The 24,230-nt window shown below is 60.5% G+C and carries 24 protein-coding genes and 2 pseudogenes; 15 read left to right on the top strand and 11 right to left on the bottom strand.

All coding sequences use genetic code 11. From position 1 onward, the window contains the following. Positions 1–207, top strand: a pseudogene (locus ASD02_RS26605) (IS30 family transposase); the annotation flags it as partial. A 170-nt stretch (positions 208–377) separates the two neighbouring features. On the opposite strand, the gene ASD02_RS26610 reads toward ASD02_RS26605, so the two are convergent. Then, positions 378–680, bottom strand: a complete 303-nt coding sequence (locus ASD02_RS26610) for an alkylphosphonate utilization protein (RefSeq protein WP_057207743.1) — start codon at positions 678–680, stop codon at positions 378–380. Between the two features lie 253 nt (positions 681–933). Between ASD02_RS26610 and ASD02_RS26615 the strand changes: the two genes are divergently transcribed. Together ASD02_RS26615 and ASD02_RS26620 are read left to right on the top strand one after the other, a co-directional pair. Further along, positions 934–1,206 carry a helix-turn-helix transcriptional regulator gene (locus ASD02_RS26615; RefSeq protein ID WP_057221389.1) on the top strand — a complete coding sequence of 91 codons (273 nt, stop codon included), beginning with the start codon at positions 934–936 and terminating at the stop codon, positions 1,204–1,206. An 83-nt stretch (positions 1,207–1,289) separates the two neighbouring features. Beyond that, positions 1,290–3,047, top strand: a complete 1,758-nt coding sequence (locus ASD02_RS26620) for a SulP family inorganic anion transporter (RefSeq protein WP_057221390.1) — start codon at positions 1,290–1,292, stop codon at positions 3,045–3,047. Between the two features lie 200 nt (positions 3,048–3,247). Here ASD02_RS26620 and ASD02_RS37510 read toward each other — a convergent pair. Continuing rightward, a pseudogene (locus ASD02_RS37510) lies at positions 3,248–3,703 on the bottom strand (benzoate/H(+) symporter BenE family transporter); the annotation flags it as partial. Positions 3,704–4,301: 598 nt separating this feature from the next. On the opposite strand from ASD02_RS37510, the gene ASD02_RS26630 reads away from it, so the two are divergent. Next, a complete protein-coding gene (locus tag ASD02_RS26630) occupies positions 4,302–6,068 on the top strand; it encodes an ATP-binding protein (protein ID WP_057221392.1) in 1,767 nt (588 codons plus the stop codon). Positions 6,069–6,427: 359 nt separating this feature from the next. Here ASD02_RS26630 and ASD02_RS26635 read toward each other — a convergent pair whose 3' ends face one another. After that, positions 6,428–7,936 carry a winged helix-turn-helix domain-containing tetratricopeptide repeat protein gene (locus ASD02_RS26635; RefSeq protein ID WP_057221407.1) on the bottom strand — a complete coding sequence of 503 codons (1,509 nt, stop codon included), beginning with the start codon at positions 7,934–7,936 and terminating at the stop codon, positions 6,428–6,430. Between the two features lie 191 nt (positions 7,937–8,127). Between ASD02_RS26635 and ASD02_RS26640 the strand changes: the two genes are divergently transcribed. The 7 genes from ASD02_RS26640 to ASD02_RS26670 all read left to right on the top strand — a co-directional run bounded on the left by ASD02_RS26640 (position 8,128) and on the right by ASD02_RS26670 (position 11,540). Continuing rightward, positions 8,128–8,343 carry a DUF1127 domain-containing protein gene (locus ASD02_RS26640; protein ID WP_057217409.1) on the top strand — a complete coding sequence of 72 codons (216 nt, stop codon included), beginning with the start codon at positions 8,128–8,130 and terminating at the stop codon, positions 8,341–8,343. Between the two features lie 12 nt (positions 8,344–8,355). Next, positions 8,356–9,522 carry an MFS transporter gene (locus tag ASD02_RS26645; RefSeq protein WP_057217367.1) on the top strand — a complete coding sequence of 389 codons (1,167 nt, stop codon included), beginning with the start codon at positions 8,356–8,358 and terminating at the stop codon, positions 9,520–9,522. A gap of 153 nt (positions 9,523–9,675) precedes the next feature. Then, positions 9,676–9,906, top strand: coding sequence for a type II toxin-antitoxin system VapB family antitoxin (gene vapB / locus ASD02_RS26650; protein WP_025431366.1), 231 nt, complete (start codon positions 9,676–9,678; stop codon positions 9,904–9,906). Beyond that, the gene (gene vapC / locus ASD02_RS26655; RefSeq protein WP_057207748.1) at positions 9,906–10,310 is read left to right on the top strand and encodes a tRNA(fMet)-specific endonuclease VapC; all 405 of its coding nucleotides are present in this window, start codon (positions 9,906–9,908) and stop codon (positions 10,308–10,310) included. Before vapB ends, vapC begins: the two co-directional genes overlap by 1 nt. A 101-nt stretch (positions 10,311–10,411) precedes the next feature. Next, entirely contained in the window at positions 10,412–10,660 is a 249-nt protein-coding gene (locus tag ASD02_RS26660) for a DUF982 domain-containing protein (protein WP_025431368.1), read from the top strand. A gap of 180 nt (positions 10,661–10,840) precedes the next feature. Further along, entirely contained in the window at positions 10,841–11,206 is a 366-nt protein-coding gene (locus tag ASD02_RS26665; RefSeq protein ID WP_244494300.1) for a WGR domain-containing protein, read from the top strand. Between the two features lie 55 nt (positions 11,207–11,261). Further along, positions 11,262–11,540: an HU family DNA-binding protein gene (locus ASD02_RS26670; RefSeq protein ID WP_025431370.1), complete on the top strand. Its 279-nt coding sequence runs from the start codon at positions 11,262–11,264 to the stop codon at positions 11,538–11,540. 170 nt (positions 11,541–11,710) lie between these two features. Here the strand turns inward: ASD02_RS26670 and ASD02_RS26675 are convergent, their stop codons facing one another. The 3 genes from ASD02_RS26675 to ASD02_RS40055 form a co-directional block, all read right to left on the bottom strand. Then, positions 11,711–11,929: a hypothetical protein gene (locus ASD02_RS26675; RefSeq protein WP_057217371.1), complete on the bottom strand. Its 219-nt coding sequence runs from the start codon at positions 11,927–11,929 to the stop codon at positions 11,711–11,713. A gap of 27 nt (positions 11,930–11,956) precedes the next feature. Continuing rightward, on the bottom strand, positions 11,957–13,903 hold the full coding sequence (locus tag ASD02_RS26680) for a hypothetical protein (RefSeq protein WP_244494301.1): 1,947 nt from the start codon (positions 13,901–13,903) through the stop codon (positions 11,957–11,959). 402 nt (positions 13,904–14,305) lie between these two features. Continuing rightward, positions 14,306–14,572, bottom strand: coding sequence for a hypothetical protein (locus ASD02_RS40055; protein WP_244494303.1), 267 nt, complete (start codon positions 14,570–14,572; stop codon positions 14,306–14,308). Between ASD02_RS40055 and ASD02_RS26685 the strand changes: the two genes are divergently transcribed. Next, positions 14,454–15,737 (top strand): MATE family efflux transporter, encoded by a 1,284-nt coding sequence (locus tag ASD02_RS26685; protein WP_244494302.1) that lies wholly within the window; start codon positions 14,454–14,456, stop codon positions 15,735–15,737. The genes ASD02_RS40055 and ASD02_RS26685 overlap by 119 nt on opposite strands. Before the next feature lie 136 nt (positions 15,738–15,873). Here ASD02_RS26685 and ASD02_RS26690 read toward each other — a convergent pair whose 3' ends face one another. After that, positions 15,874–16,467, bottom strand: a complete 594-nt coding sequence (locus ASD02_RS26690) for a TetR/AcrR family transcriptional regulator (RefSeq protein ID WP_025431374.1) — start codon at positions 16,465–16,467, stop codon at positions 15,874–15,876. Between the two features lie 165 nt (positions 16,468–16,632). On the opposite strand from ASD02_RS26690, the gene ASD02_RS26695 reads away from it, so the two are divergent. After that, entirely contained in the window at positions 16,633–17,022 is a 390-nt protein-coding gene (locus ASD02_RS26695) for a RidA family protein (protein ID WP_057207791.1), read from the top strand. Between the two features lie 179 nt (positions 17,023–17,201). Here the strand turns inward: ASD02_RS26695 and ASD02_RS26700 are convergent, their stop codons facing one another. The 4 genes from ASD02_RS26700 to ASD02_RS26715 form a co-directional block, all read right to left on the bottom strand. Further along, the gene (locus tag ASD02_RS26700) at positions 17,202–18,272 is read right to left on the bottom strand and encodes an alcohol dehydrogenase family protein (RefSeq protein ID WP_057217375.1); all 1,071 of its coding nucleotides are present in this window, start codon (positions 18,270–18,272) and stop codon (positions 17,202–17,204) included. Positions 18,273–18,283: 11 nt separating this feature from the next. Beyond that, complete coding sequence (locus tag ASD02_RS26705; protein WP_057221393.1) at positions 18,284–19,660, bottom strand: aspartate aminotransferase family protein; 1,377 nt, start codon at positions 19,658–19,660, stop codon at positions 18,284–18,286. 48 nt (positions 19,661–19,708) lie between these two features. Then, positions 19,709–21,205 carry an NAD-dependent succinate-semialdehyde dehydrogenase gene (locus tag ASD02_RS26710; protein ID WP_057221394.1) on the bottom strand — a complete coding sequence of 499 codons (1,497 nt, stop codon included), beginning with the start codon at positions 21,203–21,205 and terminating at the stop codon, positions 19,709–19,711. A gap of 119 nt (positions 21,206–21,324) precedes the next feature. Next, entirely contained in the window at positions 21,325–21,807 is a 483-nt protein-coding gene (locus ASD02_RS26715) for an Lrp/AsnC family transcriptional regulator (RefSeq protein WP_057207765.1), read from the bottom strand. Positions 21,808–21,909: 102 nt separating this feature from the next. Here ASD02_RS26715 and ASD02_RS26720 point away from each other — a divergent pair, with 102 nt between their 5' ends. Further along, complete coding sequence (locus ASD02_RS26720) at positions 21,910–23,295, top strand: PLP-dependent aminotransferase family protein (protein WP_057221395.1); 1,386 nt, start codon at positions 21,910–21,912, stop codon at positions 23,293–23,295. A 123-nt stretch (positions 23,296–23,418) separates the two neighbouring features. Then, complete coding sequence (gene ehuA / locus ASD02_RS26725; RefSeq protein WP_057221396.1) at positions 23,419–24,204, top strand: ectoine/hydroxyectoine ABC transporter ATP-binding protein EhuA; 786 nt, start codon at positions 23,419–23,421, stop codon at positions 24,202–24,204. Positions 24,205–24,230 lie beyond the last annotated feature (26 nt).

The raw sequence follows: 24,230 nt of genomic DNA on the forward strand, positions 1-24,230 counted from the left end.
CTGATGCGGCACCCGCAATTGCGCGCACTGGTCATCGAGCAGCTGGAGGCGCTGTGGTCACCGGAACAGATCGCCGGTCGCCTGTTCGCCGATGGCGTGAGCGCCGTGCCTGTCTGCACCGAGACGATCTATCGCTTCATCTATGGCAAGGAAGATCAGGCGCTGGAGCTCTATCAGCATCTTCCGGAAGGCCGCCGAAAACGCCGCCCCCGTGGCTCAGCCACGGGTGGCTCTTGAAGAGCGTTCTGAGCTGCTTCTAGTGGGAAGTCGTCCATCTAGAAGACGGCCCATCAGCGTGCCCGCGCGACCGACGCCGGAGGCTGAGGTAATTCGGACACTGCGCAAGGACTGCAAGTGCGGCCAACTGATGTTGTCGGTCACCGCTTGCGGACGAACTCGGTGCGCAGGACCAGACCCTTGATCGCGTCGTGCCGGCAGTCGATCTCGTCCGGGTTGTTGGTGAGCCGGATCGACCTGATGACTGTGCCCTGTTTGAGGGTCTGGCCGGCACCCTTCACCTTGAGGTCTTTGATCAGGACCACAGAGTCTCCGTCGGTAAGAGGATTACCCGACGCATCGCGAACCTCCGCAGCCTGCGCGGCCTCCGCGGCGATTTCCGAAACCGGCCGCCATTCGCCGGTCGCCTCGTCATAAACGTAGTCATCGCTCTGGTCGCTCATGTTCGCTCCGCTGTAGTAGCCTGCTTGTCTTTATCGGATCGCCGCGATGCTCTCGGCATCGGCTGCTAACCCATAAGTGCCTCTATCCCTATCACCCCGCGAAATCAAATCGCGGTTTAGCGCCGGAGGCGAACCCAGCGAACGAGCAGTTGAGATCGATCTCCGGCGCATCGTCGGTGACTCAAGATTTAGGCTTGAAACATGAACTTCAATGCGTCACTAGTTTAGATTAACAGCTATGGAATAAATCTGAATGATCACAGCTGCACAGATGCGTGCCGCTCGTGCCCTTGCCGGCATCGACCAGAAGATGCTTGCAGAGAAGGCCGGCGTGTCAGTACCGACGATCCAGCGCATGGAGGCCAGCGAAGGTATTGTGCGTGGCGTGATCGAAACGTTGACGCGAGTGATCGAAGCGCTCAATGCCTGCGGCGTAGAGCTGATCGGCGACAACCAGCCGAGCGAGCGCGGTGGGCGCGGTGTCCGTCTAGTCCAGCCGGGTCCATCCGTCGATGCGAAGAGGTGAAACGCGGAGTTCTCTCCAACGGCGGCAATCGCCGACCGTGACGTCGACGTCCCGTCGCCTATAACGAAGGGCCGGAATAACAAATGGGGATATCGCGGCATACGCAGACGGTATTAACGGCCCGCAGGCCGGACTCAGCACAGTTTTCTACCCCAACGTTCTGGAATTTGTTCACACCCAAACTCGTCACCGTGCTTCGCGAGGGGTATGGCTGGTCGCAATTTCGCAGCGACGCGGTCGCCGGGCTTACGGTGGCGATCGTGGCCTTGCCGCTTTCCATGGCGATTGCCATTGCTTCGGGCGTCTCCCCCGAACGCGGCCTCTTCACCGCGATTGTCGGCGGCTTCCTGATATCCGCTCTCGGCGGCAGCCGTTTCCAAATCGGTGGACCAGCAGGCGCCTTCATCGTGCTCGTAGCGGCGACTGTGCACAGCCACGGGCTGGATGGCCTGCTTCTGGCGACGACGCTGTCGGGTGTCTTCATGCTGACCGCCGGCTATATGCGGCTCGGCACCTATATCAAATTTATCCCCTATCCGGTGACCATCGGGTTTACCGCCGGTATCGCCGTCATCATCTTCGCCAGCCAGATCAAAGAACTGTTCGGGCTGAGATTGTCGGGCGCGGAACCCGGTGAACTTTTGGCGAAGCTGGCCGCACTGACCGCCGCAGCGCCCACGTTCAATTTTTCAACGCTTGCCGTGGCAATACTGACGATCAGCACCATCCTCGCCCTGAAACGTTTACGGCCGGGCTGGCCAGGCATGCTGCTCGCCGTCGCCGCCGCTTCGCTCGTCGCGGCAGTCTTCTCCTTGCCCGTGGACACTATTGGAACTCGCTTCGGTGGCATTCCGCGCGGCCTACCGCTGCCGTCAATTCCCGCGATGAGCAACGAACTTTTACTTGCCGTTTTGCCGAATGCTGTTGCCTTCGCCTTGCTCGGTTCAATCGAGTCGCTGCTTTCGGCCGTCGTTGCCGATGGCATGACAGGACGACGTCACCGTTCCAATTGCGAACTTGTAGCGCAGGGTTTGGCCAATATAGCCTCAGCGCTGTTTGGCGGCATCTGTGCGACCGGCACAATCGCGCGCACAGCGACCAATGTCCGAGCCGGCGCACATGGCCCCATCTCTGGGATGCTACATGCCTTGTTCCTCCTCGGCTTTATGCTAATTGCCGCGCCGCTCGCGAGCTACATCCCGCTCTCTGCACTTGCCGGTTTGCTCACCGTCGTCGCCTGGAACATGATCGAGACGCAATCAGTGGTCGCGCTGATCCGCTCCTCGCGGGGTGATGCACTGGTGCTGCTCGTCACTTTCCTGCTTGTGGTCTTCCGCGACCTGACAGAGGGCATCGTCGTGGGTTTCGCGCTCGGAGCAGTACTCTTCATCGACCGTATGTCGAAGACGATCGCCGTCGAAGCTCACACTCTTCCACTGCTAGACGACACCGCCGACGAGGCAAATGGCGGGCGCGAGGCTTATCACGCGGAAGTCGCCAGCGATCCGGACACGGTTATTTACCGCATTTCCGGCGCATTCTTCTTCGCCGCTGCCACGACGGTCGGCGCAATCCTCGACCGCATCGCCGACCAGCGGCGAAACTTCATCCTCGATTGCTCGGCAGTTTCCTTTCTCGATTCTACTGCTGCCAGTGTCATTGAAGGCGCGGTGCACAAAGCTGGGCGTGCCAGAGTGCGCTTCTTCATCACGGGCGCCTCTCCGCAGGCTCGCCGCATGCTGTTTGCGCACAATGTGCGTCCCCCTCGCGTGCGGTACAAATCCACGATTGAAGGGGCGCTAAGGCAAATCGAGAAGGAAGATAAACCCGGCGGAACATAACAACTGTACGATTGTCGGGCTCGACACGTTCATTGCCGGTGAGACGAGTTTCAGCCTCGTCGGCTATCATGCCGGCATGCGCGCCGCCCACCGGCTGGCTTGGCCAGCGGTTCAAGTTCACTGCAAATGCACCGGATTGATCTGCCTTTCCCGTTGGACGAAGGCCGCAACAACGTCTTCGTTGGCGCGGGAATCGAGATAGCCGCAATGCCCGCGATCCAGCGCTTCGACGGTCTTCATGAGCTTCCTTGCCGAGGGCGATCGCCGCGATATTGAAGGCATTGGAGCCGAACGGAGCCAAGATGAGCGAGCCGAAGCCCGTCACGGCCACAATGGGATTGGCGCTCGTCTTGAACCCATCGTTCCGCGAGACCAGCATTCCAGGCATATGTTGGCCGGTCAGCGTAATCAGGAACAGCGGCAGCGCGACCGAGATCAGCGCATTCAGCGAGAACTCCGGCAAGGTGAAGACGGGAGCGGCGAATTCCAGCTTCAGGCCGGATAGATCGACGCGACCTTGCGTGAGCAGGCAGGCAAGCCCGAGTACCCAGAATGCCGACCACCGCATAACGGGCGGAGAAGCGCTTCAATGCGACGTAGGCGACGGTCAGAAGCCCGACGAGCAGCGGATTGACGCTTGCGCCGCCGAATGCGCCGTGCCGGTGGCAGGACTGCCCTGCATGCTACGGACCTTCGACGACCATCTCAAACGACCATCGAAATCCTGACGCCTCAGGGGCGCAAACCTGGCTGGAAGATGGATTTCATGAATGATCCTGTGGTCCTTGCGCGACGAGAGAAAGCTTTGTCTCGCTCGACGCGGCGGAATGACCGGATGAATTCACACTCTCAAAGCCAAAGGAGATGGGTGCAGATCACCCGCCAGTTCCCTTCTCTTCCCTTCCCTTGCAACCCGCCCCAGCCGCTCCGGGCGGGGGCTTGCGAGCTGAAGCGTCGCATTTCTAAATGGCTGAAGACGCCGGATGGGACACTTCTACTTTGCCCAACGGCGGACAGTTCAACCTGGCCGCCACATATCGTGTAGCGGCAGTTTAGAGATGCGACATATAGGCCAGTTAGAGATGCGACAGTCCCGCCTCTTGGGACGTGAGCGGGTGGTTCATCCGGCCACCCTCAATGAAAGCTTCGGCGCAAATTCTTTGGCCGCCAACGTATGGGAAACAGTTTTCCGATAAATCAATCGTCCTAGGACGGGCCGCTGGATGATGTCCCTCCGGCATCTGGAGAGGGCTAATGCACGAAGACAAGATCCGCCAGGCCCTCATCGAGCTTCTGTATCGCAACTCCTATGGCGTGGTGATCTCCAACATCGTCATTTCTGGCGCTGCCGTGTACGTCCTTCGCAATGCCGTATCGGGGAGTTGGCTCGCCGGATGGGTTTGCGCTCTCTATCTGCTCATTATCTTGCGTGTGCTCGCCTCCCGCCGTTTTTTCAGCCGCCCAAGGGATTCCCGGTCCATCATGCGATGGGCCTGGCTCGCTGCAGCATTTACCTGGGCGTCCGGTCTGCTGTGGGGCACGCTCGGCTGGGTCGGCTTCCTTCCGGATGCGCCCATCGTCCTTTCGTTCACGGTTATCGTTCTGGCTGGACTGGTCTGCGGCACGGTGCCGTCTCTTTCAGCCTTTCCACCCGCGCTCATCGGCTCAATTCTTGTGACGGTCCTGCCGATCGCCGTCCGCTGCATTCTGACGGACAGCGATATTTCCGGCGCTTTCCTGTTCCTGCTCGCCTCCCTTGTGGCAATCAACTTCTACTACTGTCGCATCACCTACCGGATGTTGCGTGAAACCGTCAGCCTGCGACTGGAAAACGAAAGCCTCGTCGGTCACCTGCAAGAGGAACGTGATCGGGCACAGGCAGCAGACCGCGCCAAGACTCGATTTCTGGCAGCCGCCAGCCACGACCTGCGCCAGCCGATCCATGCGTTGAGCCTGCTTGTTTCCACACTGGCAATATTGGGGCAGCGCGGAAACGTCGCCTCAGGCGATGCTCGCGATCTGGCAACGAGGGCGAAATCCGCCGTCAGCAATCTCGGCGGACTGCTGAATGCGCTGCTCGATATCTCCCGACTTGACGCCGGCATCGTGACGATCGCGAACGAGACAGTGTCGTTGCGCGACCTCTTTCGCGATCTCCGCGACGAGTTCGCCGCAGAAGCAAACCAGCGCGGCCTTGACTGGCGGATCGTCGACAGCGACTTGCTGATCGACAGCGACCCGATGATGCTCCGACGGATCCTCAACAACCTGTTGTCGAACGCGTTTCGCTACACCAATGCGGGCGGCGTCCTCCTTGGCTGCCGCAGGCGCGGCAATTCGGTCGAAATCCAGGTCCTGGATACGGGCTCCGGCATTCCTGCCGATCAGCAAACGATGGTCTTCGAGGAATTCATGCAGTTGCAGAATCCGGCAAGGGACCGCACACAGGGTCTGGGCTTGGGTCTTGCCATCGTTCGGCGCACGGCCGAGCTGCTGCAACATCCCTTAAGATTGGTTTCCGTGCCCGGGCGCGGCTCGATGTTCTCGATTACAGTTCCGAGGGCTCGCTCGGTAGGATCTCCCCTGCAATCCGGCCGGCCATCTCCCGCGGTCGGCATCACGGCCGGTATCATACTGGTGGAGGACGAGAAGGAGGTGGCCGACGCCATGGTTCGGCTTCTGACCCTGGAGGGGCATCGGATCTATGCCGGCCGGTCTGCTGAGGAGGTGCTGAGAGTCCATTCCGAAGCCCTGGTGGCCGGCAGCGCGCCGGTCGATCTTATCGTTGCCGATTACCGCCTGCAGCATGGCGCCACAGGTCTGGACGCGATCCAGACCCTTTGCGACCACATCGGCCGCCGCGTTCCGGCCATCATCGTTACCGGTGATACCTCGCCATCGCGCCTCAAGGAAGTTAGCGCCAGTCGTGCTCGTATTCTACACAAGCCCATTACCGGAGAGGAACTGCGCGAAGCGATCCATGCCGCCTTGGAGGACTTCGAGCCGGAACCCCGCGGATAACCAGGGTATTGAGCGCACCAGGCGTCGGCAGCAATGTTGCCAGAGTCTCGTTGGCGCGGCTGGGCCGGCTCGCCACAGCGGGTTCAAAATAGCGACGGCGGGGGACCGGGAATACTCGCGCCGGCAAGTCTTCCCGCTTGATCGAGGGGTCGGGCCAGCCTCGCGGCACCCGGCACCCTCACCCACCGGTCTGACCAGCGACCGCGCGTAATCGCCAAGAACCGCACCGCGCCGATGTTTTCGACCGGGCGATGGAGGCTGTCTGACGGCCACAGCAAGCGGCAAAAAGACCGGCAAGGCTCTCGCCGCTTTTTCCACGCTAAGGGTAAATGGCGGGTTTGGGAGATCACGCCCGCGTGTCACTCCGGGAGCCCCGCCTTGCGGTAGCCATCGACGAAATGCGCAAGCGTCGCAGCGTCGCGGAATGGCTCGGTCGTCGCCCAGTGGTGGATTGTGAAACTCGGATTGCCAACCAGGAAGAGTTCGACCTCTGTGCGTGCCTCGTCGAGCCGGCCCAGCTGAGCAAGGCTTGCCGCCAGGAAACGGCGCGAGCTTGTACGGTACGTCTCGTCCCTGCGCAGCGTCTCGACAGCGGCTTCGTACTCGCCAGCCGCGTATTGGGCCTGGCCGAGCGTCAGATAGTACCAACTCGCCGGAAACGGGTTCAGCCGGAACGCCTTGCGAATGTGCTCAAGCCCCTCCTCCACCCGTCCGGCCAGGACCGCGACATCGGAGAGTGCCGCCCAACTGTCGGCCTCGTTCGGGTCGAGTTCGATCGCCGTGGCAAATTCCCGATCGGCTTCGGCGAAGCTGCGCTCATAGGCAAGCAGGTAAGCCAACACCCAGCGGCAGCCAGCATCGTTGGGATCGAGCGCGACGGCTTTGCGCGCCATTTCCAACGCTGTGCCACGGCTAGCTTCGGTGGGTCCGCCCGAATGCACCCACCCCATCCAGTGGTTCATGGCAAGCCAGCGATAGGCCTCGGCATAATCAGGATCGAGCGAAACTGCGCGCGTGAGCATCAGATGCGCTTCCTGCGCCGACTGCGGCGTGTCATCCATCAGCTTACGCGCCCGCACGCAGAGATCGTAAGCCTCGATATTGTTGGGTCGGTTGCGCGACGGCGGTGCGCGCAGCCGGCCGAGCAAGGCTTCCACGATCTTGCCGGTGACCTCGTCCTGAACGGCAAAGATATCTTCCAGGCTGCGATCGAAGCGTTCCGCCCATAGGTGTTCGCCACTCACCGCATCGACCAGCTGGGCGTTGATGCGCACATGCTCGCCGGCGCGACGAGCGCTGCCCTCCAGCAGGTAACGCACGCCAAGATCCTCAGCGATCCCGCGCACGTCCATCGCCCTCCCCTTGTAGGCAAAGGCCGAATTGCGTGCGATGACAAAAAGGCCGGAGATCCTGGACAGGTCAGTGATCAGATCTTCGGTCAACCCCTCCGCGAAGGATTCCTGTTCGGGGTCGTTGCTGATATTCACGAAGGGCAGCACGGCTATCGATGGTTTGCCGGGCAGCGGCAAAGGTTTTCGCATCGCGCCGCTCAGCTGCTCGATGGCCCTGGTGAAGCGGTAGCCGACGCGCGGAACCGTCGAGATCCATTCACCGCCGTCGGCGGCGGGACCAAGCAGCTTGCGCAGCTGCGCGATCTGGACGGTGAGATTGCCTTCCTCGACAGCCGTGCCCGGCCACGCCGCATCCATCAACTCGGTTTTTCCAAGAATTTCGCCGGGTCGTCCGACGAGTGCTGCAAGCAGCTTTAGCCCGCGGTGGCCAACGGCAACGGGATCACCGTTCCGAAGGAGCGTTCCAGCATCCGGATCAAGCACGAATGGACCAAAAGCAAAGCGCGATCCCTGCATACGGCGCATCTATAGTCCGTTTGGAAGTTTTTGAGAACTATTTGGGAGGCCTTAATTACGACGCCGTTTGTATCCGGCAGACTCCATCCTCTTTCAGGTCGAGGGCCGCTGGCCGCTCAAACCATATGGAGGTTGCCATGAACGATATTCCCACCTCTGCGTCGACCCTGCTTCAGGCAGCGTGGCCGGCAATGCCCGTGGAACCGGCGGAAGTGTCGCGCCGACACTACAGCCTGGCGACCTTGCGAAGCATCATCGCTACCTGGGGTGAGCGGATACGCTTTCGCTGGGAACTTGAGCAAAAGTTGAAGGAAGATCCTCATTTGATCGATGACATCGGTCTGACGAGACAGCAGTTCGAGGCAGAGATCGCCAAGTCCTTCTGGCAAGTATCAAACCCCTTATAAGGCGAATGCTTCATGACTGCCGAAAGCACGACAATATCGCGCGAGGATCGGATCCCATGGGCCGCGATGGCAGGCATCATCGCGACCGTCACGGTGTTCGCCGTGGCACAGGGGCTAACCTATCCGCTGCTCAGCTTCATTCTGGAGCGGCAGGGAATGACATCAGGCGTGATCGGCCTGTCGGCGGCGATGACGCCGCTCGGTTTCATTGTATCCGCGCCTTTCATTCCCGCGTTGACCCGGCGGGTGGGCGCGCCACGGCTTGCGATCCTGTGTTCGATGCTGGCCGCGCTCACCCTGATCGCGATTGGCTGGACACAGGAAGTATGGGCCTGGATGCCACTGCGCTTCCTGCTCGGCTTTTTCGCCAATCCGCTTTACGTGATCAGCGAAACCTGGCTGCTCGCGATCACGCCCGCGCCACGCCGGGGCCGCATCATGGGCCTCTATTCATCGATCGTGTCGGCTGGCTTCGCCATCGGCCCCCTGTCGCTCGGGCTGGTTGGCACGCAGGGCTGGCCGCCCTTCATGATCGGCATCGTCGCCTTCCTTCTCTGCGGCCTAATCGTGCTTGCGGTCGTGCCGCGCCTGCCCGACATGCCGCATGAGGGTGAGGCAACATCGGTCGGCGGCTTCTTCGCACTGGCACCGCTCCTATTGTTCGCGGTTTTCACTGCCGCTGCTTTCGAGCAGACCCTGCTTTCCTTGTTTGCTGTCTACGGAGCAGCGCTCTGCAGCGCGGAAGAGCGCATTGCTTCGCTCATCACCTGCTTCATCGTAGGCAATGCCGTGTTGCAGATTTTGCTCGGGCGCGTCGCAGAGCAATTTGGCTCGAGACGGACGATGCTGGTCTGTGCTGTGGCATCGCTGGCCGGCTGCCTGTTGCTGCCGTGGTTCTTCAACTCGTGGCTCATCTGGCCGCTCGTTTTCGTCTGCGGCGGGGTCTCGTTCGGGATCTACACCATGTCGCTGATCCAACTCGGCGAGCGTTTCGCCGGTCAAGCCTTGATCGCCGGCAACGCTGCCTTCGCGATCCTATGGGGTACAGGCGGCATCGTGGGCTCGCCCGTCACAGGACTGGCGATGCAACTGATCGGACATCAGGGATTGCCATTGTCCCTTGGCCTGCTGTGCTGTGTCCTGGCCTTTCTCCTGATGGCGGAGAGACGACGGGGTTGATCCGGGCACTTGCCTCATGCCGCGCCGATGATGAGAAGCCGGGTTCCACCAATAGGGAGTCAGCATGATCGCCGCCTAGTATATCCCCTTGACATATCCACGGCCAACGACCTATATGGGGATATACTTAAGCCATATCCCAAGAGGTGATCGATGGACCAGGGCTCCGTATTTCAAAGCAATCGCAGCCAGGCGATCCGTCTACCGAAGGCCGTGGCGCTACCCGACGATGTCAAGAGAGTCGATGTCGTGGCGGTCGGAAGGACTCGAATAATAACCCCGGCCGGGGAAGCTTGGGACAGTTGGTTCAACGGCGAACGGGCGAGCGCCGACTTCATGGCGGATCGTGATCAGCCCGAGCAGCAAGAGCGCGAGACGTTCTGATGCTCAAATACATGCTCGATACCAACATCTGCATCTTCACGATCAAGAATCGTCCAGAGCCTGTTCGCGAGGCTTTCAACCGCCACCAGGGGCAGCTCTGCATCAGTTCGATCACTCTTATGGAACTGATTTTCGGCGCTGAAAAATCGGCAATGCCGGAGCGAAATCTCAACGTCGTTGAAGGATTTGCGGCAAGGCTCGACGTTCTGAACTTTGATCGCTTGGCGGCAGCACACACCGGCCAACTCCGAGCCGAGCTGGCCAGGGCCGGCAAGCCAATCGGACCTTACGATCAATTGATTGCTGGCCATGCCCGCTCACAGGGACTGATCCTGGTCACCAACAATGGACGGGAATTCGAAAGAGTGCCTGGCTTGCGCCTTGAGGACTGGGCGACCACCTGACAATGGAAGGCATGCCCGATTGCCAGGGGCGCGAAAGCCTGGCCGGAGGAAGGAACAAACTTGCAAGATAAGCGTTCTGCGGCGAAACGGAGGCAACGCAGATGCAAGGTATCAATTGGGATCACCCCGTCAGGGTCGGCCCAGAAGGTGAGCGGTGTATCAACGGACCAGAGGATGCGCTGCAGTATCTAAGTGAATGGCCGCAAGGCGGATGGTTCTACGAACGGGCCAGAAATCGCTGCCACGCCGCGCTGGAGCGCGGGGAGAGCCTTGGGCTGTCGCGCAAGGCCTTCATTGGCGCGGCCATCGAATGTTCATTCCCGATTGCGGAGGACGAGATTTCCTCGTGAGTTGCCGGCCAGCCATGAAATCCCTCCAGAGTGCACAAGCTCCGGCGTTCCGGGGCGGTTAGTATAGCAACTATCAAAGCCGCGGCCTGCTGCCGCAGGCGCGGCCTTGACGCTTTTCAGGTCGACATTTGCGGAACTGTCGAGGTTTGACTCGGCGACGCCAACTTTCACATCAACGACGTGAATCGGTTCGCCCCCACCGATTCAAAACTCTCATTGGACGCGGATTCTCCGACGCGCGATGCTGCGTTCATGACCCAGCAGTGCTCCAACCTCTACTTTCAACGGATAGATCCCAGCCGAAACATGGCGCGCTACTATGCGCTTTCGATACAGCCGACGCTCTTTGGCGAAATCTCCCTTATCCGCGCCTGGGGGCGCATCGGTACGCGCGGCCAGGAGATGAGCCATCACTTCGCATCCGAGGCCGATGCCATTGCGATCCTTCTCCAAATCGCCCGCAGAAAGAGGGCGAAAGGCTATGTTGCCAAGGCAATCTGTGGAAAATCACCTGAGGAGGCGGGAGTTGTTGCGCAAGACCGATGACATTGGCGCCATTCGGGCAAAGTATCCTTTCGTCAAAAACGAGGAGGAACAACCTTTGACCACCACAACTGAAATCGCAGAAAAGATCGCCGGCGAGCATGGCCTGACGAAGGCTCAAAGCAAAGCCGTCGTTGAATCCGTGCTTGCAGCCATCTCCGCCGCTTCGGTCTCCGGCAACGAAACCTCCCTGCCCGGCTTCGGCAAGTTCAAGGTTAAGGCCACGCCTGAGCGTGAAGCCCGCAATCCGGCAACCGGAGCGACCATCAAGGTCGCGGCAGCAAGGAAGGTGTCCTTCGTACCGGCAAAGGCTCTGAAGGACGCACTCAACAAGTAACGTCGCAGCTTTTGGCCCCGCCTGCTGGCGGGGCCACTGAACTCGCTTAGGCTCTGCGTCCAGGCAGCAGCAGAACCCTATGCCATGGGGCTTCTCAGCCGCACGCGTTTAAGCGCCACCGCCGCTGGGCACCATCGTCAAACGCAGTGAAGACGTCTGGCCGGACCGCCTTACCCGTCGAACCGGCCGTTCGAGATGTCCTCGGCCGACGTCACGGAAACCGCGACGCTGACGCCCTTGATCACCGTGCCTCCAGCCCTTTGGAGATCAACGACGGTCTGAAGGGCGCCTTTGACCGGCACCGTCATCGGCGCGACGGTCCCTGCCTCCAGGTCAACAATGTAAAGTCCCTCTTCGCCAGCGAAACCTAAGATCGCAAGTTTTGCCATGCACATTCCCCCCGCTCGGTTTAATTTCTAGAAGCCTGCCTTCTTGAGACCTTCACGATAGATGTCTTTGTGCCATTTTTCCTTAATCGGCACGATCGACAACCAGTTTTCGACATCAAAGTCGGGATGGGTTTCTCGGACTCTGGTAACGAATACATGTGCTTTGTCGCGGTGGCCGAGCATGGCCCAGCTCGCGGCCGCCAACCGGTCGGCGAGGCTGCCATCTGCCATTCTATCGATGTAGCCAATCGCCGCCTCGAAACGGCCGAGACCGTAGCAGGCGCCCGCCGCCGTCCACAGGTAGGAATCTGGGCTTATGGGATTGAGTTCGATGGCGCGCTCGATGGTCCGACACGCGGTATCCAGACGCGAACAGTGGGCCAAGGCGTCGGCGTGGTCGGCAATGATATCCGCGTAATGTGGGCTTAGCGTCTCGGCCAGTTGCAAAGTCTCGACACTTTCGTCGAGAGCACCCTGCAGCAGCTTTGCCACCCCAAGCTCGCGGTAGCCATCCGCCATGTCGCTGCTTGTCTCAATGGCCTGCAAGGCATAGGCCTCAGCCGACTTCAGCAAAACCGCCTCGCCTCGCGCCGTCAGAAGCCACTCCTCCGAATAGGTTCGTGCAAGCGAGCTGAGCGCCGGCGCGAAGTTGGCGCTTTCCTGCAAAACCGCTTTCATCTCCTTTCGGGCACGACGCAGGTTTGGCAGCGTCAAGCGGTCGAAAAACCGCCGTCCAAGCAGATAGCGGTGATACGCGGCCGGGTTCCGATCGAAATTGGAGCGCGTGATCCTGTGGCGCTCGATTTCGCTCGCGACCGAAAGTGCCAGGCGCCCGGATATGTCACGCCTGTTTTGCGCGAAACGCGCGCCATCAAGGCTGAGGCGCTCCGCCCAGACAATCTCGCTCGTGGGAAGAAACACGAGCTGTGTGAACAAGGAAAGCGCCTCGTCCACACCGCTCAACCGTGTCTCGAGCACATAGGTCAGGCCATGATGCTCAAGCATCGCGAGCTGGTCTTCAGTTTTGCGGCTTATCTGCAGGGCGGAGTAAGGTGCCAGCACCTGAACGCTATTCAGCACACAGAAGCCAATGGTGATGTCCTCCAGAAGCGAGGCCACAATCATCGCTGCGGCGGGTTCGCGGCTGTAGTTGTTGGGCGGGAGCAACGCCAGGCGCGGCAGGCTAGGCCTTGAATGTTCCGTCAGTTCAGCGGGATTGATGATCTCGACATTTGCCGCCCGCGCCGCGATCGTGGCTGGCGGGAACGATTGTTTCTCCTTCATCCAGGATGCGAGCATCTCGTTTCGCCGTTCAAACGTGCGCTTGAGATGCTCAACCTCTCCCTGCACTTCGTAGGCCTGCAGCAGAAATTTGGGTGCGATCTGGTCGTTTGAGCCCGTGAGAAAGACGAGAAGCGCGGCCTGTTGGACGACGGCACGCTGGTCAGCTGTGTTGGCCAGAGATGCCATCAGCCGCATGGCATGATCGAGAGCTATCAGCTGACGCTCTCGCTGCTGCGCTAGCCAGTGGTCAAACAAAGAATTTTGAAGGTCGATTTTATCCAGAAAAGCCGATCGAAGCCGATCAACAAGCACCTTGAGTTCATCGAACGAGCCTTCAGGCTCGGCCATCCCAAACAACGAAACATCGCAGGTGATCGAGGATGACTTGAGCTCGATCCCATGGTTCGAAAAAACAAGAAAATGCACATTGAGCTCGGATTGACGACCTCTGATCCGCGAGATCAACCTGCGAAGATTGGTGAAAGCGACCGATGGCGTTCCCCTGCCCCAAAGCAGCTCCGCAACCTCCATTCTCGTGGCGGTCCGACGGCCTGTGGAAAAAAGGTAGGCGAGGATCACAAGCGCCTTTGCGGGGAACGGGATGGCGTGCCCATGCTCATCGAGCAACTCCAGACCGCCAAATGTCCGCAGGCGGAAGATCGTCGACTGTGGTTCGCCGCCTGAATCCAATCGCTCGACCTCTATCAGATTTCCACACGATCCTAAGTTGAAGTAGGCGGAAAATCATGCCGAAGTCAACTTACAGTATCAGAGTGCAACGGCGAACTCTCAAAGTCTCAAAGCTTCGCACATTTGTCCCAATCAATAGTGCAGCACCACGTCACAATCAGCGCAATGGGGAGCGGGTCTGATGCGTCAACACAGCGAACAAGTTCAAAGCAGCGTGGCTGAGAAGCGCCGGACCGGCCGCCTTGATAGATCTAAGAATTTGACATCGGGACCGGCAGGCGGATAAAGCTCGGCTAAGGTATCGGGCACCTGCCGCCTGCGGACGCAAGTCACGGTGAAGCCCGACGATACTCATCTTCTCACCCTCGAAGCATTTCGTCGGTAGGCAAAGCAGGCTCCCTGTCAAATGCGAAATGCCTCATTTGAGGAGTGAGCGATGTCGTCCGGACACGCACAGCAAAATCCGTTCCTGACCGCTCCGATCGGGCGGCTCTTTATTACCAATGCTTTGCCGATGATGCTTGTCATGATGATGAGCGGACTATTGACCGTGGTTGATGCCGCCATCCTCGGGCATTTCATTGGTGCCGATGCCCTGGCTGCGGTCAGCATCGTCTTTCCAGCGGCGATGGTCACCATCGCATTGTCGACGCTTGTCAGCGGCGGCATGTCCAGCCTGCTTGCCCGGCATCTAGGCGCAGGTGCGCGAGACATGGCGGCGGCAGTATTTGCACGGGCCCACGGTCTCGCGCTCGCGATGGCGCTGGTGCTGATCTTTGCCTTCCTTGTGGGCGGGCGCACCGCCACCGGCCACATAGCAGGCACCGAAGGCAACATCGCCGAAATGTCGTATCGCTACCTCCTGATCATGATCTGCGCGACGCCTGTGCAGTTTCTGCTGGGGCTGCACGCGGATGCTTGCCGCAACGAAGGCCGCGTGGGCCTGATGGCATTGATGTCGGTCGGGGTAACCTTCGCCAATATCGCGTTCAACTACGTGTTGATCGTCGAGCTCGATCTTGGCATTGCCGGATCGGCGTTGGGCACGGCGCTGGCCCAGGCCCTTGGATTGGCACTCCTGGTCGGGATGCGGCTACACGGCGTTTGGATGATACCGCTCGCTTCGCTTGGGGCGCATAGTTGGGCCGGTGGCTGGCGGCCCATTGTGCTCCTCGGCATGCCGCTGAGCCTGAGCTTCATCGGCATCGCACTGGTTGCGGCCGCGGTGATCGCGACATTGCGGCTGACCGCCGGCGCCAGCTACGCCGACACTGCTGCTGCTTATGGCATCGTCATGCGCATTTTCAGCTTTACCTTCCTGCCACTCATGGCGATCGCGCTCTCCACGCAAAGCATCGTCGGCAACAATGTCGGAGCCGGTTTTTATCAGCGTTCGGACAGAATGTTGCGCCTCGCAGTAAGCGTTGCGTTTTTCTATTGCGTCGCGGTCGAACTCATCTTGCTGAGCGCAAGCAGCAGGATCGGCGCGGGCTTTGCGCAGGATGCGTCTGTCGTCGCAGAAGTCGGCGCAATCCTGCGGCCGATGGTTTCTCTTTATCTCTTTACCGGGCCCATTCTGGTGTTCGCGCTTTATTTCCAGGCCGCGGGCCAGCCTGGGAGAGCGGCGGTGCTGACGCTCGTCAAGCCGTTTGCGCTTAGCCCGCTGCTGATTGTCTGCTTTGGGGTCTTCGGCGACAGCACGGCGATCTGGTTTGCCTTTCCGGTCACAGACTGCCTTGTGGCCACCCTCGCGACAGCGATCCTTATCCCAATCCTGAAGACCCCCGCACCTGCAGGCGGCTTTGGGCTCAGGGTCCAAAGGATAACTGTATGACAAACCAAGCGGGACCACATGAGGCCGGCAGCGTTGCCGGTTGGTGATGACGCAAGGGAGCGATGTGGTGCGGTGCCACGCGAAGTTTCGTGGCACCAAAATCACAAATTTCGCGCCATTGAATTGGCCCGGGACCCTACGCGGGTTTCATGAGAAAGCCCGTGGCCAGTGCGTGGAAAGCGGCTACAGCCTTCGGCAATACGCCCTGCGGATCGTCGCTGGCGGCAATCCAGAGGGCGGCATTGAGCGCAGCGCCACTGAGAAGCCGGGCGGCGGCTTCCGCGTCCACCGGCTTGAGTATCCCCTGCGCGGTCAGCCGCTCAACTGTGCGCTTTGTCGCCTGAAGACAGCTGCTCTGGCTCGGCCATTGCGATGGATCGCCCAAGACAGCAGGTCCGTCGAGCAGAACAATGCGTTGCACTTCTGGGACAAGTGCCATCTCGATATAGGCGGCACCCTCGGCCAGCAAGCCTTGCCAAGGGTCTGTCGCACGGGCGCCGATCTCCTGCGCGCGCAAAGCCATGTCGGAGTCGATCTGGTTGACGACCGCGGCCAAGAGGCCGCGCTTGTCGCCAAAATTGTGGTAAAGCGCCCCTCGCGTGAGCCCGACTTCGGCTGTCAATTCGTCCATTGAAGCAGCGGAATATCCCTTTTCGGCAAAGGCTTTTCGCGCCGCCGCGATCAGCTTGACGCGGTTTTCCTCCATCGTCTCGACACGCCGTTTCGCCATCTTGCCCTCAAATTCATATACGCCTCGTATATGAACTTGACATACGACGCGCATTTCGGCTATTTCACATACGCACCGTACATGAAACGAGTGAGCATGGAAAGCGCTTGAAGCGTCGCCTCCGCTCATTGGATGCGGTCAAATGACAACAAGGCGAGATCAAAGATGACAGAGCGCGAAGCAATCTTTCCCGCAAACCGGCACGCTCTTTATGAGGAACACGGTTATTCGGCCGCCATTCGATCCGGTGACCTATTGTTCGTATCCGGCCAGGTTGGCAGCCGTAGCGACGGAACGCCGGAACCCGACTTTGAACGCCAGGTCCAACTGGCCTTCGAAAACCTCAAGGCGACGCTGAATGCGGCCGGGTGCACATTCGACGATCTTGTCGATGTGACGACGTTCCACACGGATCCCGAGAACCAGTTCGCAACGATCATGACCGTCAAGCAACAGATTTTTAGCAAGCCGCCTTACCCGAACTGGACCGCAGTCGGTGTCAATTGGCTCGCCGGCTTCGACTTCGAGATCAAGGTCATCGCCCGCATCCCCTAGGCTCCGCCGGCGCGATCGTGGGACAGATTTCTAACAGTCGGTCGCGGTACCAATGGAACATTGGCTCAACTCCGACATTGTGAAGTCCGATGGTTTCGCCGGTCTTGCTGCTCGAGACGCATGCGGCGCCGGCCGCATAGCTCGTTCTCGAATTTGTCAAGCATGAAGGAATTCGGCCCTCAGTCCGGAACGACAACCAGATTGCCGACAAAAGACTTGGCCATGAAGTCCGACTGGGCGCGATGAAACTCACGCAGCGGATAGACGCCTGCGACCAGCGGCCGGATTCTGTTTTCTTCGATATAGCGAACCAAGCGCCTGAAATCGGCCCGGGTGCCCTGGCTTGAACCGTGCAGTTCAAGCTGCTTCAGATACATCGTCCGCAAATCGAGCTGAACGACGGCGCCGCCGATCGCGCCGGCGGTGGTGTAGCGACCCTCCGGTTTCAGCACCTTCAGAAGATCGTTGAACATCGGGCCGGCAACGAGATCGGCAACGACATCGATCGGTTTGCCCTGTGATGCTTTGGTGACTGCGTCCACGAGATCGCCTTTGTCGCGCGTGACCACGGCACTGGCGCCGATATCGAGAAGGGCCTGCTCTTTACCCGCGCTGGTAATGGCTATCGGCACCGCGCCACGAACCCGCGCCAGCTGGATAATGGCGGAACCGACGCCGCCCGAGGCACCAGTCACCAGCACGATCTCGCCGGCGACCAGCCGTGCCCTTTCCAACATGCGTTCCGCCGTCAGGTAGGCACAACAGAACGTCGCCAGCTCGACATCCGTCAGATCGGTATCGACGACATGGGCATTTTCCGCTGGCAGCGCCATATATTGAGCATAGCCGCCGTCGCGGCCATGGCCCATGTAATCGATGTCGGCAAGGCTGTCGTCATCGCGGTTGTAGATCGAAAAATCCACCATCACTCGTTCACCGATACGCGCTGGATCGACGCGCGATCCGGTGGCGACGATGCGACCAACGGCATCGGTGCCCTGGATGCGTGGGAAAGTGAGGGTGTTGCCCTGGCGACGCCAGGTCGAAACCGCGGCTGCGTCGTCCTCCGTGCCATAGGCGCCCTGGCGCACCCAGACATCGGTGTTGTTCATTCCGCAGGCCGTCACCCTTATCAGAACCTCGTCGGAGGCCGGCCCCGGCACGGGGACAGCGCCGTTGTAGACGAGCTTGTCGAGCCCGCCATGACCGACGAGTTGCACCGCGCTCATCGTTGTCGGTATCAAGGTCATAACGGCCTCCCTCAGCGCCCGAGAACCTGTTCGATTGTCGCCGTCGCGGCTTTCACGACGATATCGGCTTCATCCCGTGTCAGGCATAGCGGCGGGGCAAAACCGAGGATATCGCCTTGCGGCATGGCGCGGCCGATGACGCCACGCTCGGCAAGAGCGGCAGAAACCTGCGGGCCGATCTTCTGGCTCACATCGAAGAACCTACGGTCGTCCCTGTCTTCGACGAACTCGACGGCTGCCATCAGCCCATCGCCACGAACCTCACCCACATGCCTGTGGCCGCCAACCGCTTCGGCGAGTCTTTCGCGGAAATAGGCGCCGGTCGTACCGGCATTTTCGATGAGGCCGAGTTCGTCGATCAGCTCGAGATTGGCGATGCCGGCTGCAGCACAGATCGGATGGGAGGAATAGGTCCAGCCATGGCCGATGGCCCCGAGTTCGTCGGATCCCTGAACCAGAACCTGCCACACCTTGTCGGAGACGATCGTTCCCGAGAGCGGAGCATAGGCGGAGGTCAGCCCCTTGGCGATGGTGATGAGATCCGGCTTCATGCCGTAGTGATCCGAGCCAAACATCGTGCCGAGACGGCCGAAGCCGGTTACGACCTCATCGGCGATCAGCAGGATGTCGTATTTGGCAAGCACCGCCTGGATCTTCTGCCAATAGCCCTTCGGCGGCGGAACGATACCGCCGGTGCCGAGGATCGGTTCACCGATGAAGGCGGCGATGGTGTCCGGCCCTTCATTGACGATCATTTCCTCAAGCTTGTCGGCGCAATATTGCGAGAACTGCTCCTCGTCCATCGAACGGTCGGGCCGGCGGAAATAATAGGGTGCCTCCGTGTGCAGGATCGGTGCGCGTGGCAGGTCGAAGGCGTTGTGAAAGAGCGCAAGACCGGTCAGCGATCCAGTCATCACGCCGGATCCGTGATAGCCACGCCAGCGTGAAATGATCTTCTTTTTATCCGGCCGTCCGAGAATGTTGTTGTAGTACCAGATCAGCTTGATGTTGGTTTCGTTGGCGTCCGAACCCGAAAGCCCGAAATAGACGCGGGACATGCCCTCCGGTGCCCGGTCGATGATCATCTTGGACAGCGTGATCGAGGCTTCGGTGCCATGCCCGACATAGGCGTGATAGTAGGCCAGGTTCTTTGCCTGCTCGGCAATCGCGTCGGCGATCTTCTGGCGGCCATAGCCGACATTGACGCAGTAGAGCCCGGCAAAGGCATCGAGACTTGTCCGCCCGTTGACGTCGGTGATGTAGACGCCCTCGCCGCCGGCAATCACCCGGGTCGGTGTCTCGCCGCGCGCATGCATGCCCATGTGGGTCGACGGATGGAAGAAGTGGTCGCGGTCCCAGGCGGTCAGTTCGTTGTTGCGGTCGAGCATGGTGTTTTGTCCTTATGCTGTCGGTGTTCGATTGGTGATGGAGCGACTTCAGGCCGCGGTGTCGATGCAGAGATATTTGAGCTCGCTGAAGGCCTCGAGCCCGTGTCTCGATCCCTCGCGGCCGAGACCCGACTGTTTCCAGCCGCCGAAGGGAACGGGCCCGCCGGTGATCTTCACCCGGTTGATCGCCACCATGCCGTAGTCGAGTGCCCGGCCGAGCCGCATCTGTCGTGCTCCGTTCTCGGTGACGACATAGGCGACCAGGCCATAGTCCGTGTCGTTGGCACGGGCGATCACCTCCGCCTCGCTGTCGAAGGAGGTGACGGCCGCAACAGGGCCAAATGTCTCTTCCCGCATGATCAGCGCGTCATCGGGAACATCGGTCAGCAGCGTCGGCTCGTAAAATAGCGCGCCCACGTGGTGCCGCCTGCCGCCGGATACAAGGGTCGCTCCGCGTTTCAGCGCGTCGGCGACCTGTTCCTCGACCTTGGCGACAGCGCGCTCATGCATCAGCGGACCGATGTCGACACCGGCATCCAGACCGCCCCCGACGTTCAGCTTGGCGATACGTGCCGCAAACGCGGCATCGAAAGCCCTAAGGATCGGGCGTTCGACGTAGATCCGATTGGCAGCCAGACAGTCCTGGCCGGACGTCGCGAACTTGGCGTTGATAGCGATGTCGGCCGCTTTTTCGATATCCGCGTCGGCAAAGACGATGAGCGGGGCATGTCCGCCAAGCTCCATGACGAGGCGCTTCATCGTCGGCGCGCATTGGCCGGCGATCAATCGGCCGATCTCGGTCGATCCGGTAAAGCTCATGGCGCGCAGGCGTTTGTCCGCGCACATCTGCCCGACGATCTCCGCTGCGTCGCCGGTGACGACGTTAAATACGCCTGCTGGAATTCCGGCCCGTTCGGCGAGTTCGGCGAGCGCCAGCGCCGAAAGCGGCGTTTCGCAGGACGGGTGGGCGACCACCGTGCACCCCGCCGCAAGTGCTGCGGCAGCCTTTCGGGTGACCATGGCCGACGGGAAGTTCCAAGGCGTGACAATACCGACGGCGCCGAGCGCCTCCCGACGCACGATCATCTCGGCGCCGGCAAGGTGACTTGTGACGCTTTCGGCATTCAAGCGTTTGCCTTCTTCGCCATACCACTCAAGGAAGGACGCGGCATAGTCGATCTCTCCGCGTGCTTCGGCAATCGGCTTGCCCTGCTCCAGCGTCATGATTAAAGCGAGATCGTCCTTGGCAGCCAGCATCAGTTCGCACCATTTGCGCAGTATGCCGGCGCGCTCCTGCGGAAGCATATCCCGCCACCCGGCGAAAGCCCTGTCTGCCGCGTCGATCGCCGCAGTCGTTTCATCGCCATCGAGCGACGCCACCCAGGCAAGGGTCCCGCCCGTGGCCGGGTCGGTCACCGCAAAGCTCTTGCCCTGGCGAGAAGAGGTCCAGCGACCGTTGACATAGGCAAGCTCGCGCAGCAGGTGACGATCTCCCAACTGGTTCAGCGTGTCGTGAAACGGTGTGCGGGCGAAAACGGCGGCCATCGGCATCTCCTCGGCATGGGCTGAGGAGATAGTGTCAGCGGACGGGCGAGAGATTGTCTGTTCAGCGAGCAGCGACGAGAGACTTTGTCTGAAATCGTGCCGGAGGAAAGAGAGATTGTCTAGGGTGCTGCCGGCAGCAATGCGGCCAGAGGGAGAACGGTTTCTTCCTTGACGGTCTTCGTCACGATGTAGGTGAAGTAGCGGTCGATCCCCAGTTCGCGATCGAGCAGGCTGTCGACCAGCCGCTGGTAGGCGTCGATATCTGCCGCGATGATCTTCAGAATATAATCGACGCCGCCGCCGACCGACCAGCAGGCGGTGATCTCGGGTATGGTTGCGACGGCGCGCTCGAAGCGCTCGAAATCAGCCTGCCGGTGATTGCCGAGCGTCACTTCCATCATCACGCTCGCCACCGGCGCCACGCGGCGCACAGCCACCCGGGCATGGTAGCCGGTGATGATGCCGGCCTTCTCCAGTTTGCGAAGCCGCATCCAGCATGGCGTCGGCGACAGCCCGGCCTTTTCGGCGAGCGCCAGCTTGGTAATGCGACCGTCCTCCTGGACCGCCTCAAGGATGCGCAGGTCGATGGCGTCGAGTTTCATTTCATGGCTTTCGCGCGTGCTGTTTCATGTCAAATCTGGGAAAAGAGATTGGGTGTTGATTTTGCCGTTGTCAATTGACCTGATTTTCAGCAGTGTAAAATCATGACAACTTGGCGCCCCGACCCTGCCCAACTCCGCCGTCCGGCCTACCTCTCGTTGGCCGAACAGTTCGCGCGCGCGATTCAGGAGGGCAAACTATCCAACGGGCAGCGCCTTCCGACCCATCGCAACCTTGCCGACGAGCTGTCGTTGTCGGTTCAAACGGTGAGCCGGGCCTATGACGAACTGATCCGCCGAGGGCTTGTGTCCGGCGAAATCGGGCGCGGCAGCTTCGTGCAGACCCAGGCAAAGGAGCCTGAGCCCCCCTATCTGCCGGAGCGCCTGGGCGAACTGATCGACCTTTCGATCCTCAAACCGGTCTGCGAACAGCTCCATCTGCAGAAAATGCGGGGAGCGTTTGCCTGGCTTGCCGAGAACCTGCCCTCGAGTTCGGCGCTCTCCTTCCGCCCCAACATGGTGTTCCCGCGTCATCGCAACGTGGCGGCAGAATGGCTTGCCCGCTGTGGCCTGGAGATATCGCCGCTCAATGTCAGCCTGACCAACGGCGCGACATCGGCCATGACGGTGGCGCTGATGAGCGTCGCGCCTCCCGGATCGACAATTGCGACCGAGGCGGTGAGCCATCATACGCTGGTGCCGCTGTCGACCTATCTCGGCATCCACCTCGAAGGCCTGCCGATCGACCATGACGGCATGATCCCTGGGGCCCTGGACGAAGCCTGCCGAAAAGGCGTCATCCGGGCGATTTTCCTGCAGCCGTCGGTCATCAACCCGAAGGCAACGCTGATGAGCGAGGCGCGGCGCGCCGCCCTTGCCGAAGTCGCCCGTCGTCATGACATCGCGATCATCGAGAACGACATTCTCGGTCCGCTCGTCGATGCGGGACTAAAGCCGGTCGCGGCCTTTGCGCCGGAGCGGACGCTCTACATCACGAGTTTCACCAAGATCACCGTTCCGGGCCTGCGCATCGGCTATCTCGCTGCACCTGATCGCTATGTGGCTGCCGTTGCCAACCGGCATCTCGTCTCGAACTGGATGGCGACACCGGCAATCGCCGAGATCGCGACGCATTGGGTGAGCGATGGAACGGCAATCGAGCTGGTCGACTGGCAGCGGCGGGCACTGGCTGCCCGCCACGCCATTGCCGCCGAGGCGCTCGGCAATCTCGACTATCATTCCCATCCGCAGAGCCTGCATATTTGGCTGCCGCTGCCGGAGGGTCATACCGAAGAGGGCTTCGTCTCGCAGGCGCGCCTGCGTGGCGTGGCGATAGCGCCAGGATCTTCCTTCCGCACCTCGGACCTCGGCTGGCGCCCGGCCGTGCGCATATCGCTGGGCTCCACCACCGAGCAGGAATTGCGACAGGGCCTCGGCATCGTCGCCTCGCTTGCGATGGGAAATCCCGAAGCGCTTCTGCTTGCGATTTGAGGCGAAAGCCTATTTTCCGGGCGGAATTGGAATAATTGTCATGATATTATTATTCCAATTGACATGATTTAGATGGGCGATCATCGTTAAGGCATCACCGGTCCCCACCAGGGAAAGACGTGAATGCCCGAACCCATCATCCGCATCGATAACATCATCAAGCGCTACGGTCCGTTGACGGTGCTCGACGGTCTGTCGATGCAGGTCATGCCAGGCGAAAAGCTTGCGCTCATCGGTCCGTCCGGCTCCGGCAAGACGACGATCCTGCGCATCCTGATGACGTTGGAGACGATCAGCGGCGGCCATATCCATGTCGATGGTGAGCAGCTCTATCACATGCCCGGGAACGGCGGCCTCGTCGCCGCCGACGAGCGCTACCTTCACCGGATGCGCGAGAAGATCGGCATGGTCTTCCAGCACTTCAACCTGTTTCCGCACAAATGCGTTCTCGACAATGTCACGCTGGCGCCGATGCTGACCAAGGGCATGGCAAGGCCGGCTGCGGAAAAGCGGGCAATGGAGCTTCTCGACATGGTGGGCATGGCCGACAAGGCCAAAAGCATGCCCGCGCAGCTGTCGGGCGGGCAGAAACAGCGGGTGGCGATTGCCCGGGCGCTGGCGCTGTCGCCGAAGATCATGCTGTTTGACGAAGTCACATCCGCACTCGACCCCGAGCTTGTCGAGGAAGTGTTGAACGTCATGCGCAAACTCGCAGCCGAGACCGACATGACGATGCTGCTCGTCACCCATGAGATGGGCTTTGCCCACGATTTTGCCGACCGGATCCTTTTCTTCGACCGCGGCAAGATCGTCGAGGAAGGTAAACCGGACGACATCTTCCGTCATCCGAAGCAAGAGCGCACGCAGGTGTTCCTGCGCAAGATAATCGCGGCAGGGCACCGCGTCTGAGCGTTCGCGCCGGGATGTGCCCCAAA

The sequence above is a fragment of the Ensifer sp. Root1252 genome (assembly GCF_001425885.1).
In the GTDB taxonomy this organism is placed as follows: domain Bacteria; phylum Pseudomonadota; class Alphaproteobacteria; order Rhizobiales; family Rhizobiaceae; genus Ensifer; species Ensifer canadensis.